The following is a 12,923-nucleotide window of genomic DNA, read 5'->3' as shown; positions in this document are numbered from 1 at the left end:
TCTTTGCGGAGTTTCTAGTGTGATTTCTCGTTCCTCGAAATGACAAACGAGACCTGATAACTTTTATTTTCTCGCCAGTCTTTTTCTAATTTTATGGTAATGTTTGTGATACGTACTGTGACTTGGATAACTTCTGCTTGAAGTCATATTGTTAAAAACCAAGGCCGTTAAAAGTAAAATCATAACTCCTGTAAAAACGGGAGAAAGAACATACATATAACCAAGGGCTTTTACTTTTTCTGTTCCAATAACTGCAATTAAAGCTGTTGCTCCTCCTGGCGGATGAAGCGTTTTAGTAATCTGCATTAAAATAATGGCGATTGAAACCGCTAAAGGCGCGGCAATCCACATAATATCGGGAACCAATTTGTTGACTGTGACTCCAACAAGAGCCGAAATTACATGTCCACCAACTAAATTTCGTGGTTGAGAAAACGGACTCTGAATAATACCGTAAACCAATACACTCGAAGCTCCGAAAGAACCAATTAAATAAACCGCATCAGGACCAGAGAAATGTATGGATTGAACGTAAGCCAAAATTCCGATTCCAATAAACGAACCTAAGAAAGACCAGAAATGTTCTTTATAATCTATTAAAGTTTCTTTGTAAAGAATGTAACGTGTTTTGCGATAGCTTCTTTTTATTTTTTCAGTGGGCATAGTAGTGTGGTATTATTTTGCTCGTTATGTTTTTAAATATACTTTGCGGTATATTATTAGACTTTATTGCTTTGCGAATCTGTAGCTTGTCGGTTTGAGGTTATTTAATTAGGCTTGGAGAATAACTGTATACAGTATATGGATAAATGGTTTTGGCTGTGTATTTTGAAATCAGACAAACTACAAGAATTGGAAAAAACAAAGTATAATCGTTTGTTAATCCACAAACTAAGAATATTGCTGTAAAAGGTGCATGAATACTAGCACTTAGAACCGCAGCCATTCCGATAATCATAAAGTTTACTGGAATTACATTTACATGGAAAAAGCTGTTTAAGATAGAAGCTAGCAATAATCCTAAAAATGCTCCGATGAATAAACTTGGCGCAAAAACACCTCCGTCACCGCCAGAGGCAAGTGTAATCGAAGTTACAATTGGTTTTAGAATTAAAATACCAATAAATGTGAGAGCCAAAGTAATTGTCAATTGAGCTTGATGTGCATTTCCGAAAATTCCTTTAATAGCGTGATATCCTTCTCCATATAATTGCGGAAAAAAGAATAACGAAAGGCTTAAAACAGCAGATCCTAAAATGATTTTGTAATAATGCGTATCAATTTTTCCAAATTGAGATTTGAAGAATAAAACGCAACGCGTTAAATAAACAGAGTTCATTCCCGCTAAAATTCCTAAAAGAATAAAGTATGGAATTGCTTTTAAATTCCATGTTGTAATTGAAACCGCAAATAATGGTTCTTCTTTTAAAATTGTTAGCAAACCAAAAGCAATAGAAACGGCAATTAAATTTGAAATGATAAATGCTCTTGTTACTTTTCTGGAGATTACTTCGAAAGCAAATAAAACTCCCGCAATCGGACTGCTGAAAAGTGCAGTAACTCCCGCTGCAACTCCCGCGCAGATTAGTTCTGTTTTGTATTGACGGAAAACATTTTCTTTTTCGTGAGCAACCGAACCAATAGTTGCTGTAGCGACAACAGTTGAAACTTCGATTCCTGTAGAACCTCCGAAAATAACCGTTAATAATCCGTTTATGAAATGTGATGGAATTTTATAAGATGGCAGATTTTTAGATTTTGATGCAGTGCTTTCAAAGACTTCTTTGATTCCTTTGTTTTCTTTTTTCTTAAAAAGGTATTGCCTTAAGAAATAAATTACCGATAGGCCGAAAACCGGAAATATAATGTAAAATAAGGGATGAACTGAAACTTCATGAAAGAAGATTTCTTCGTAATATTCAGTTATTTTTTTTAGTGAAATTCCGAGAAAGGCAGAAAGAAAGCCAATTAAGATAGAAACAATAACTAATTTTCGGAATTTGATTAATTGATGATTTTTTTTGATTTGCGCCGTTTTGTTCATCATTTTAAATTTGAAGATCCGCATTTTTTTTCTGCGGGTTACAAAATTAAGAATCAAATTCGGTTTTTTATAGGAAATCTTTAATTTAGTGTGTTAAAATCAATATAAATAAGAAAATTCTTTCGATTTGTTTTTTGTCGCAAAGGCGCTAAGACGCAAAGATTCTCTCGTTTTTTGTCATTTCGACGAAGGAGAAATCTCCGCGAGAAGCTCTATAAAGATTGACGATTTGATTGCGGAGTTACTTGTGAAGATTTCTCCTTCGTCGAAATGACAAACTGCCTGTTTTGTCGTTGCCTTAAATAAAAAACTTAGTGTCTTAGTGCCTTTGTGGCAAAAGCCTAACGCTCATAAAACTCAATCGGCAATAAATCCGGATCTGCAATAAAAGTAAAACGCTTTTCTGTGGTTTCATCAATTCTTATCGGTTCCGATTCTATATTTTTTGAAGTTAAAAAAGCAATTGTTTCTTCCAGATTAATGACTTCAAATGCCAAATGTCTTAAACCAACCGCCTCAGGTCTTGAAGGTCTTTGTGGCGGATTTGGAAATGAAAATAACTCCACAACATAAGAGCCATTCAAAGCCAAATCCAATTTATACGATTGGCGTTCTTCGCGGTAAATTTCACGAATAATGGTTAAACCTAAAATCTGAGTGTAGAAATATTTCGATTTTTCGTAATCGGAACATAAAATGGCAATATGGTGAACTTTATTAAGGGTAAGCATTATTTTTTTGATTCAGGTTCTTGATTTAATTTTCGAATAACTTTTGCTGGATTTCCAACGGCCAGCGAATTGTCTGGAATATCTTTTGTCACGACAGATCCAGCACCAATAACACAACCTTTTCCGATTGTTACGCCTGGGCAGATAACAGAGTTTCCGCCAATCCAACAATCGTCTCCAATTGTTACAGGATATGCATTTTCCAATGTTTTTCTTAGTTCGGCGTCAAGAGGATGTGAAGCGGTGTATATCTGAACATTTGGCGCAATAAATACATTTGATCCAATATTTACAGGCGCGCAGTCTAAAACGACACAATTCACATTAAAATAAACATTTTCTCCAGCAAAAATATTGTATCCGTAATCACAATGAAAAGGAGGTTCTATATAAAATCCAGCTCCAGCGTTTGGAATAAGTTCTTTTAAAATTTCTTTTGCTTTCTTGGTAACTCTGTATTCTTTTACATTTAAGCTGTGCAAAAGATTCTTTGCGGTACGACGGCCTTTTACTAATTCTGGATCAAAAGCGTTATAGTATTCGCCAGAGATCATTTTTTCTTTTTCTGTTTTCATATTTACATTTTCGTCTTGGCAATTTTTTCATGCATTTCCGGAATTTCCTGCAAAGCTGCGGTGCAATACCAAGGCGTTAATTCGGCTTCGAGTAAATTGGCTTTTATTGCCGGATCGGTGGCAACAAGAGCTTTGGCTTCTTCAATTGTTTCTACATTAAATATATAAATGCCACGATAATTTCGGTCATTTTTCATAAAAGGTCCAGCAATAGCTAGTTTTCCTTCTTTGGCCAATTTGCCAATATTTTCCATATGACCTTCAAAAAGTTTTTTGCTTTCTTCTTTAGAAGCTGTTGTATTACTTCCAGATTTTAGAAGACAGAAAACATATTTCTTCATTCCGTATTCGTCGGCATGAAGTGATTTGGCTAAGGCTTCGTCATATTTCACTTCGGTTTCTTGCGAAAAACCGATTGCACTCATTATTAAAAAAACAAAAACTAAAAGTGGCTTTTTCATGATTATGTATTTTTAAAGCAGTTTTTTCAAAATAACAATCTGTCCCAAATGATAAACATCATGTTGGATAATTCCGTGAATGTGTTCGTAGTAGGTATGACCATTATTCACATAAATCTTTGCTAAATCTTCGTCATCAAAACCTTCAAAAAAAGCATTCCAAGAATCTTGAGATTTTGCTAAGGTTTGAAGCGATTGTTCCCAAGCCGCTTCAGAAGGATCTAAAACCGGAACAAAATAATTGTGATCTGGAGTTATAATTGTTTCTCCCTGCATACGCTCCAGAATATTTCTCCTCCATTGAATCAAATGATTCACAATTTCCCAAATTGTATTTAGCTTTGGGTTTATTTTTCTGTATGCTTGCTCGGCTGTAACATTTTTTAAAGTATTGTCTAAATTGACTTCAAGCCATGGATTTCCGTTATAAATAGACTGATATAGATTTGAAATTCGTTTACTTTCTGACATAAAATGATGTTTTTGGTTTTCCTAGCTAAGATACAAATTAGTATTTTACAACTCATCCTCGAAAATCTACAATTGGGTTATTATATATTTTTTAACATGAATTGTTAAAATACATTTGCTTCATCAAAAACCAAAGATGACATGAAAACCAGATTATTTTTTACAATAAGCTTTTTATTTTTTACAGCTTTAATTTTTGCCCAAAATACTATTTCAGGAAAAGTAGTAGATCAAAAAGGAAAACCAGTTGCAGGTGCAAATATTTATATTGACGGAACTTACGACGGAGCAACAAGTTCTGAAACTGGAGATTTTTCTTTTGAAACTACAGAAACAGGAAACAAATTTTTAGTAGTAAGCTTTTTACTTTTTGAAACTTACAAGCAAGAAATTGATGTCGCCAATTATAAAAATCAAACGGTAAAATTAAGAGAAAATGTTAATGCTCTCGATGCTGTGGTTATTACAGCGGGAACTTTAGAATCTGGAGAAAAGGCGAGAGTTTCGGTTTTAAAACCTTTAGATATTGTAACGACAGCTGGTTCGGCAGGAAATATTGTTGCAGCATTGCAGACTTTGCCAGGAACTCAAACGGTTGGCGAAGACGGGCGTTTATTTGTACGTGGAGGAGAGGCTAGCGAAACGCAGACTTTTGTTGACGGAATTCGTGTCGCACAGCCTTATGGGGCAACAACCAATAATTTGCCAACAAGAAGCCGTTTTTCTCCTTTTTTGTTTAGCGGAATTGCTTTTTCTACAGGTGGTTATTCTGCAGAATATGGCGAAGCTTTATCAAGTGTTTTGCTTTTAAATACACAAGATGAAGAAGATCATGAAAAAACAGATATCGGATTAATGACAGTTGGTTTGAGCTTGGGAAATACTCAGAAATTCAAAAAAAGTTCATTGAGCGTAAATATGATGTATGTGAATTTAGCTCCTTATCAGGCGGTTATTCCGCAAAATGTAGATTGGAATAATCCTTATCAATCGCTTGGAGGGGAGACAGTTTACAGATATAATTTCACAAACGGAATATTTAAGTTGTATGCGTCTTTTGATTCTGAAAAATTTGACTTGAATCAGAAAAATGTCAATTTCGAAAATCCAATTCGAACTGATATGAATAATAATAACTTCTATTTGAACTCGTCTTACAAAGGAAGTTTCGGAACGGGGTGGCAGTTAACTTCTGGAGTTAGCTATGGTTACAGCAAAAACAAACTGAAATATGATATCACCGGAGTTGACAGTCAGGAAAACGCAGCCCAGCTGAAATTGAAATTAAGCAAGAAATTTTCAAACTACTTTAAATTGTCTTTCGGAAGTGATTATTTCATTACCAAGTACGATGAAAACGTAGCGGACAATATTGCTCTTGATGTTACAAATGGTTATGATTCTAACATTTTTGCATCTTATGTTGAAGGAGATATTTTATTCTCTAAAAAACTAGCTTTGAAAGTCGGTTTAAGATATTCTAACAACAGTCTGTTAAACGAAAACAATATTGCACCAAGAGCTTCATTAGGATATAAAGCTTCAAAAAACAGTCAGTTCTCTTTTGCTTATGGTGATTATTCTCAAACGCCAGTTGTAGATTATATTAAATTTTCTAAATATCATCAGTTTGAGAGTGAAAAAGCAAGACATTATATTTTAAATTATACGTTTACAAGACCTGGACAAACATTGAGAGCCGAAGCTTATTATAAAGACTACAGTAATTTAGTGCAATACGACACAAGAGATATTCAATACAATTCAGTTTTCAATAACAACGGATCGGGTTATGCAAAAGGATTGGATTTATTTTGGAGAGACAGCAATTTGCATAAAAACTTAGAATATTGGATTTCATATTCTTATATCGATTCAGAAAGACAGTATAAGAACTTTCCAAATATGGCAACTCCAAGTTTTATTGCCAACCATAACTTATCTGTAGTCGCAAAATATTTTATTACAGATTGGAAATCTCAGGTTAGTTTAACAAATAGTTTCAGCTCAGGGCGTCCGTACAACGATCCGAATCAGACACAGTTTATGAACGGAAAAACAAAATCGTACAATAGTTTGAGTTTTAGCTGGGCGTATTTATTAACCACACAAAAAATCCTTTATTTCTCTGTTTCGAATGTTTTAGGAACACAAAATATCTTCGGATATGATTACGCCAAAACACCAGACGCAAGCGGTGTTTATCAAAGACAAGCTGTGGTGCCAACAGCAGACAGATTTTTCTTCGTAGGTTTCTTCTGGACGATTAGCCAGAATAAGAATGAGAATCAGTTGAAAAACCTTTAAAAAAGGGGCAAAGAGGCAAAGGCTCAAAGGGACAAAGTCTTTGGGAATAAATAGAGGAAAACCTCTGAACCTTTGTGCCTTTGAACCTCTGTCCCTCAAGAAAAAACAATTCAGTAACCAAAATCAACAACTCAGTAGCATTTAATTTTAAAAGACTAAAAACCGATATACTTTTGAAGTGTAAATTAAAAGGAACAAAGAAACAAAGCGACAAAGGTTCAAAGTTTTGAATACTAGTAATGAGAAAACCAAACCTCTGAACCTTTGCAACTCTGAACCTAAAAAAAAGAGTTTTAATCATCAATAAAAAAAACTTAGAATCTCAGAACCTTAGTAACTTAGAAATTTAAAAAAAGAAATCATGACCAAAATTATTACAATAACTATTTTATTTATCTGCAGCTTAATGTCTGCTCAAAATGTGAAATTAACTGTTGCCGTTTCAGGTTTGAAAAATGACACAGGAATCGTGAAAGTAGGATTATATAATTCAGACGGAACTTTCCTTAAAACAACTTACAAAAGTTTGGCTTCCGAAATTAAAGACAATAAAGCGGTTGTAACATTTGAAAATCTTCCTGCGGGAGAATATGCTATTTCAACTTATCATGATGAAAACATCAACGGAAAGCTTGACAGAAATTCAATGGGAATGCCAATAGAAGAATACGCGGCTTCAAACAATGCAAAAGGATTTATGGGACCTCCTTTGTATAGCGATGCTAAATTTAATGTCACTAAAGATTCAAAAGTTGAAATTGCATTCTAATAAACAAATTAACTAATCCATTTAAACAAACCATTAAATAACTTATAAAATGAAAAAAATCATCACTTTAGTCACACTATTTGTAGTAGTAATAGGTTCAGCTCAAACACAATTTGAACAAGGAATGAATAAAGCATTTGGACTTTGGAAAGAAGGAAAGAATACAGAAGCATCTGCATTGTTTGAAAGAATCGCCGCAGCAGAAAAAAACAGCTATTTGCCAAATTATTATGTAGCCTTGATTAATGCAACAGCTGTTTTTACAGAAAAAGACAAAACAAAAATCGATTTGTTATTGACAAAAGCGCAAGATGCATTAGATGTCGAATTAATAAAAGACCAAGCCAATTCAGAATTGTATGTAATGCAGGCGTTAATTTACACTGGATATGTTGTGGCTGACCCAATGACAAACGGAATGAAATATTCTGCTAAAGTGATGGAAGCTTACGCGAAAGCTAAAGCATTAGATCCAAATAATCCGAGAGCGGTTTTTGGAGAAGCAGATTATCAATTAGGAGGAGCAAAATGGACAGGAGTAGATACAAAACCTTTATGCGCGCAAGTTGATAAATCTATTGAACTTTTTAATACTTTTAAACCAGCAACTCCTTATTCTCCAAAATGGGGATTGGAAAGAGCTTTAGAAATTCAAAAAACTTGTAAATAATTCAGTAGTTTATAAAATATGATGATATTAAAACCTAATTTGTTAAAAGCATGCTTAGTTGGAGGAATAGTATTTTTGTTCTCTTTCCTAATTCGGTTTGCTTCTTTAGGAACAGCAGTCTTTAACAAGAATCTTTACATTTATTTCTTGTACTGCATGCTTTACAGTGTGGTTTTATATATCGTAAACGTCGTTCTTTTTGATTTTTTAGATAGAGTATTCAGAGAAAATCCATATTCCGTAAAGAGAATTTTAATTGGTTTTGCTAGTTCGTTTTTAGTCTCGATGATCGTAATTGGAGTATTGCGTTTGTTTACAAGTGTAATAATTGAGAACAAAACAATTATCGGTTTTCTTGCCAATGAAAAAGCAGAGAATTATATAGAATCTGCAGTAATGACCTTTATTGTCCTACTGTTTTTTCATGGACTTAATTTTTATAAGCTTTATCAGGAAAATAAAGTTACCCAGCAAAAGATTATTGCAGGTACGGCAAATGCCAAATTCGAAAGTTTAAAAAACCAGATTGATCCACATTTTCTTTTTAATAGCTTAAATGTTCTTAGTTCTTTAATAGAAGAGAATCCAGATAATGCACAGCGTTTTACGACTTCTCTTTCTAAAATTTATAGATATGTTTTAGAACAGAAAGATAAAGAATTGGTTTCGGTTGAAGACGAATTGTCATTTGCAAAAACCTATATGAATTTGCTTAAAATGCGTTTCGAAAATAGTTTGTTTTACGAATTGCCAACAGAAAACATTAACCCAGAAGCTAAAGTGGTGCCGCTTTCTTTACAGCTTTTATTAGAGAATACAGTAAAGCATAATGTGGTAAGTGAGCAAAAACCGCTTCATATTAGAATTTTTATTGATCGAGATTATCTGGCCATTCAGAATGATCTTCAGAAAAAAGAGGTTTTGCAGGACAGACAAGGCGTTGGATTGCAAAATATTGTAAACAGATACGGAATAGTAACGGATAGAAAAGTGAAGGTTGAGGAAGATGGAAAGAATTTCACTGTTAGGATTCCAATTTTAACCAAACAGATTACGGTTATGGAAATGAGTGCAGAATATACCGACGAAGTAAAAGCTTATTATAGAGCCAAAAAGCGAGTAGAAGAACTAAAAGGATTTTACGGAAATATAATTTCATACTGCTGTGTGATTCCGTTCTTGATTTTTATTAATCTAAAATTTTCACCAGGATTTCAATGGTTTTGGTTCTCTGCTTTAGGCTGGGGATTTGGAGTTGCTATGCATGCTTTTAAAGTTTTTGGATACAGCTCAGATTGGGAAGAAAGAAAAATTCGCGAAATTTTAGAGAAAGACAACAATCAAAAAACGTGGAAATAATGGAAAAAGATTTCACAGAAACAGTTCGCTATTATGATGCTCAGAAAAAAGTAAAAGAGATAAAAGGATTTTACGAGCACTTGACTGTCTACGTTTTATGTAATCCGATTGTGATTGTTGTAAATTATATGACTTCTCCAGAATACCTTTGGTGGATATGGTCTGTGATGGGCTGGGGAATAGCAATTGTTTTACACGGATTAAAAGTTTTTAGTTTGCCGCCCTTCTTCAATAAGAAATGGGAAGAAAGAAAAATAAGAGAGATTCTAGAAAAGGAAAACAAACAACATTTAGAAAATAGTCATGGAAACAGATTTGAATAATGATCAGGAAGAAGTAATGTTGCAAGAATTAGCCAGTAAAAAAGTAATTCAGCTGAAATCTTTTTACAAGCATTTGTTCATTTACACCATTGCTCTGATTCTTTTCCTTTTAAAAGAATACACTAATCTGCCATTGCAATTTTTTCCGATTAAATATATCAATTGGGTGATTGTAATTATTTGGACAGCTGTAATTGTAGGTTCTGCAATCGATTTGTTTGCTTCTTACAAGATTTTTGGACAAGAATGGGAAGAGCGCAAACTAAGAAGCATTTTAGAAAAAAAGTATAAAAAACAAAAATGGGAATAATATGGAAAGGAATTTAAGCGACGAGGAAAAATATATCCAAGCCAAAAAGAAAGTTGAAAACATTAAAGGATTTTACGGAAATCTTCTAGCGTACATTTTAGTAAATGCAATTTTAATTTTTATAAACCTTTATACATCACCAAGCTATTTATGGTTTTTTTGGCCTTTAATGTGGTGGGGAGTAGGAGTCGTTTTTCACGGATTAAAAGTCTTTGAAGTCTTTCCAGGAATGGGAAAGGAATGGGAAGAGAGAAAAATTAAAGAATTTATGGAGAAGGAAAAACAGAATAAAAACAAGTGGAAATAATTAAAATATAGTTATGGGACGTTTTAGAAGAGAAATGTACGAAGATTACGCAAGACAGCATTCTGGAGAGTATACAGATGATCCAAGTTATAATGCAGCTTATAGAAGAGTAAAAAGACTTAAAAGATTTTATTCGCATTTGAAAATTTTCATTATTGTAAATATTATCATCATTGTATCAAGTTTGACTCGAGATAGGTCTGCTGGTCTAATGGTGATGGATTTAAGTGGTTTAACAAAATGGCAAACTTACTCTACGGTGTTTTTTTGGGGAATTGGTCTATTAGCTCACGCATTATCTGTTTTCGGTGCTGATTGGTTTTTTGGCCCAGATTGGGAGAAAAGAAAAATCCAAAAATACATGGAAAAAGATACTGCAAATAAAAATAAATGGGAGTAACTTTGACTTCTTAATTTTTTCAAATTTCACATTATAGTAAATGATCACATTAATTATAGAAGACGAAAAACCAGCAGCAAGATTGCTGCAAAGAAAACTTGAAAAGTTAGATGTAACCGTAGAAACCATGCTTCACTCAGTTGAAGAATCGGTTCATTGGTTTGAAAATAATCCGCACCCAGATTTGATTTTTCTGGATATCCAGTTGTCTGATGGTTTATCATTTGAGATTTTTGAAAAAATAGATATCAAAAGCGCTATCATTTTTACTACTGCGTACGATGAATATGCGTTAAAAGCTTTCAAACTAAACAGTATAGATTATCTTCTAAAACCAATTGATGAAGATGATTTGGAAATTGCGGTTTCAAAATTCAAATCGCGTCTTCCGAAAATAGCAGAAACTTCAAATCTGCAATTAGACTTTGAGCAGATTCGTCAAATGCTGTCAAATCCTTTTGAGAAAACGTATAAAAAGAGATTTACGGTTAAAATAGGGCAACATTTAAAAGTTATTACTACAGAAGAAATTGAATGTTTTTTCAGCGAAAATAAAGGAACATATATTCATACATATGACAATCGAGATTATTTGATCGATTCGACATTAGAGATTTTAGAGCAAGAACTCGATAAGAAGGATTTCTTTCGCGTAAGCAGAAAGTTTATTGTTCCGTTAAAAGCAATCAAAGAAATTCAGGTGTATACCAATTCGAGATTAAAAGTTATTTTGCCAAGCTACAAAGACGATGAGGTAATTGTAAGCCGAGAGAAGGTACAGGATTTTAAAGCTTGGTTGGGATAAAATTCAAATAAAATATAGAAATTCAGTAGATTTTAATTGATTTGATTAAAATTGAAATGATAAAATGGGCTGTCTTAAAAGGACAGCCTTTTTTTTGTAAGCTTCGGAGAAGCGAAATATTTATAGCAAAAGATAAATGTTTACAGGATAAAGCTTCAGAGGAGCGACATATTTTTGTAAAGTCTACATATATGTCGCTCCTCCGGAGCTCTTTTTATTTGTCTTAATGTAATTCTATAAATATTTCACTCCGCTGGGGTTTTGCATATAAAATAAATTTTAAAAATAATATTCCTTCCAATAAAAAAAGGCTGTCTTTTTTAGACAGCCTTTTTATGTTTTAATATATTTCAATCTTATTTGCTTAATCGGTGTAAAGTATACGTCATAGCACTCAAAAGGAAGAATGCCATAATTTGATGAATTAATCCTAAAGCCAAAGGTACACTGTATAATAAAGTGAAAACGCCAAGTAAGAACTGAATGAAAACAAAAACAACTAAAGTTTTGATTCCGTTTGATTGAGTATGAGTAAGTGTGTATTTTTTACTTTTGAAGAAAAGAAAAAGAATAATCGCTACAACAACATAAGCAAAAGTTCTGTGTACAAACTGAACACCGCTTTTTCCTTCAATTAAGTTTTTTATTAAAGAAGATTGCTCAATAAAAACCGATTCGTGAATAAATTCTCCGTCGCTCATTAAAGGCCAATGATTGTGAATTAATCCGGCATTTAATCCCGCTACGAATCCGCCGTAAATAATCTGGATAAGAAGAGCTGCTAAAGCATAACGCGCAATATTTCTAAGAGGTAAAATCTTGTTGATATTTCTTTCAGGATAAATCAGATCTAGTGCAACCCAAAGCGTATACGCAAATGTGATAAAAGCAAAAGTTAAGTGTAATGAAAGTCTAAAGTGGCTTACATCTGGATTGTCAATTAATCCACTTCTTACCATAAACCAACCTAAAAATCCTTGGAAAGCTCCCATTGCCAAAAGAACGATACATTTTTTGATGGTTGGAGTATCTAATTTCTTTTTGGCTAAAAAGTAAACAAACGGCACAAAGAAAACCAAACCAATAATACGGCCGATAAAACGGTGAAACCATTCCCAGAAATAAATGAATTTATAATCGGCTAACTGAAAATCATTGTGAATATTGATTTTCTGATACTCAGGAAATTTTTTGTATTCGTCAAAAGCAGCCTGCCATTTTGCTTCTGTTAAAGGTGGAAAGGTATCGGTTACCAAATGCCAATCAGTCATAGATAAACCTGAATTGGTCAAACGTGTGATTCCGCCCACGACGACCATTAAAAATAATAAAACACAGCCCGATAGTAACCAAATGATTACTGATTTATTCTCTTTTTTCATTTTATTAAA

At 33.3% G+C, this 12,923-nt stretch carries 16 protein-coding genes; 9 read left to right on the top strand and 7 right to left on the bottom strand.

Annotated features, from left to right (window positions below):
• Positions 1-63: 63 nt before the first annotated feature.
• The 6 genes from JI750_RS20260 to JI750_RS20235 all read right to left on the bottom strand — a co-directional run bounded on the left by JI750_RS20260 (position 64) and on the right by JI750_RS20235 (position 4,282).
• Positions 64-663: an HPP family protein gene (locus JI750_RS20260; protein ID WP_111378298.1), complete on the bottom strand. Its 600-nt coding sequence runs from the start codon at positions 661-663 to the stop codon at positions 64-66.
• A 100-nt stretch (positions 664-763) separates the two neighbouring features.
• On the bottom strand, positions 764-2,044 hold the full coding sequence (locus JI750_RS20255) for a chloride channel protein (RefSeq protein WP_202006385.1): 1,281 nt from the start codon (positions 2,042-2,044) through the stop codon (positions 764-766).
• A gap of 341 nt (positions 2,045-2,385) precedes the next feature.
• Positions 2,386-2,775 (bottom strand): SMU1112c/YaeR family gloxylase I-like metalloprotein, encoded by a 390-nt coding sequence (gene gloA2, locus JI750_RS20250; RefSeq protein WP_111363319.1) that lies wholly within the window; start codon positions 2,773-2,775, stop codon positions 2,386-2,388.
• On the bottom strand, positions 2,775-3,350 hold the full coding sequence (locus tag JI750_RS20245; protein WP_202006245.1) for a sugar O-acetyltransferase: 576 nt from the start codon (positions 3,348-3,350) through the stop codon (positions 2,775-2,777). Before JI750_RS20245 ends, gloA2 begins: the two co-directional genes overlap by 1 nt.
• A 2-nt stretch (positions 3,351-3,352) precedes the next feature.
• Complete coding sequence (locus JI750_RS20240; protein ID WP_202006244.1) at positions 3,353-3,811, bottom strand: YciI family protein; 459 nt, start codon at positions 3,809-3,811, stop codon at positions 3,353-3,355.
• A gap of 12 nt (positions 3,812-3,823) precedes the next feature.
• On the bottom strand, positions 3,824-4,282 hold the full coding sequence (locus JI750_RS20235) for a DinB family protein (protein WP_202006243.1): 459 nt from the start codon (positions 4,280-4,282) through the stop codon (positions 3,824-3,826).
• Between the two features lie 141 nt (positions 4,283-4,423).
• Between JI750_RS20235 and JI750_RS20230 the strand changes: the two genes are divergently transcribed.
• The 9 genes from JI750_RS20230 to JI750_RS20190 all read left to right on the top strand — a co-directional run bounded on the left by JI750_RS20230 (position 4,424) and on the right by JI750_RS20190 (position 11,532).
• Positions 4,424-6,589 (top strand): TonB-dependent receptor, encoded by a 2,166-nt coding sequence (locus tag JI750_RS20230; protein ID WP_202006242.1) that lies wholly within the window; start codon positions 4,424-4,426, stop codon positions 6,587-6,589.
• Positions 6,590-6,950: 361 nt separating this feature from the next.
• A complete protein-coding gene (locus JI750_RS20225; RefSeq protein WP_202006241.1) occupies positions 6,951-7,358 on the top strand; it encodes a DUF2141 domain-containing protein in 408 nt (135 codons plus the stop codon).
• A 49-nt stretch (positions 7,359-7,407) separates the two neighbouring features.
• Complete coding sequence (locus JI750_RS20220; RefSeq protein ID WP_202006240.1) at positions 7,408-8,028, top strand: hypothetical protein; 621 nt, start codon at positions 7,408-7,410, stop codon at positions 8,026-8,028.
• A 21-nt stretch (positions 8,029-8,049) separates the two neighbouring features.
• Positions 8,050-9,387, top strand: coding sequence for a 2TM domain-containing protein (locus tag JI750_RS20215; RefSeq protein ID WP_202006384.1), 1,338 nt, complete (start codon positions 8,050-8,052; stop codon positions 9,385-9,387).
• Positions 9,387-9,710, top strand: coding sequence for a 2TM domain-containing protein (locus tag JI750_RS20210; protein WP_202006239.1), 324 nt, complete (start codon positions 9,387-9,389; stop codon positions 9,708-9,710). Before JI750_RS20215 ends, JI750_RS20210 begins: the two co-directional genes overlap by 1 nt.
• Complete coding sequence (locus JI750_RS20205) at positions 9,691-10,020, top strand: 2TM domain-containing protein (RefSeq protein ID WP_202006238.1); 330 nt, start codon at positions 9,691-9,693, stop codon at positions 10,018-10,020. The genes JI750_RS20210 and JI750_RS20205 overlap by 20 nt, the downstream gene beginning before the upstream one ends.
• Position 10,021: 1 nt before the next feature.
• The gene (locus JI750_RS20200; RefSeq protein WP_202006237.1) at positions 10,022-10,327 is read left to right on the top strand and encodes a 2TM domain-containing protein; all 306 of its coding nucleotides are present in this window, start codon (positions 10,022-10,024) and stop codon (positions 10,325-10,327) included.
• Positions 10,328-10,340: 13 nt separating this feature from the next.
• The gene (locus JI750_RS20195) at positions 10,341-10,727 is read left to right on the top strand and encodes a 2TM domain-containing protein (RefSeq protein WP_202006236.1); all 387 of its coding nucleotides are present in this window, start codon (positions 10,341-10,343) and stop codon (positions 10,725-10,727) included.
• 40 nt (positions 10,728-10,767) lie between these two features.
• Positions 10,768-11,532, top strand: a complete 765-nt coding sequence (locus tag JI750_RS20190; protein WP_202006235.1) for a LytR/AlgR family response regulator transcription factor — start codon at positions 10,768-10,770, stop codon at positions 11,530-11,532.
• A gap of 356 nt (positions 11,533-11,888) precedes the next feature.
• Here the strand turns inward: JI750_RS20190 and JI750_RS20185 are convergent, their stop codons facing one another.
• Positions 11,889-12,914: a COX15/CtaA family protein gene (locus JI750_RS20185; RefSeq protein WP_202006234.1), complete on the bottom strand. Its 1,026-nt coding sequence runs from the start codon at positions 12,912-12,914 to the stop codon at positions 11,889-11,891.
• Positions 12,915-12,923: the final 9 nt, after the last annotated feature.

It is taken from the genome of Flavobacterium tagetis (genome assembly GCF_016735615.1).
Taxonomy (GTDB): Bacteria; Bacteroidota; Bacteroidia; order Flavobacteriales; family Flavobacteriaceae; genus Flavobacterium; species Flavobacterium tagetis.
The sequence above is the reverse complement of the archived record's forward strand: the minus strand, read 5'-3'. Positions and strand labels throughout refer to the sequence as shown.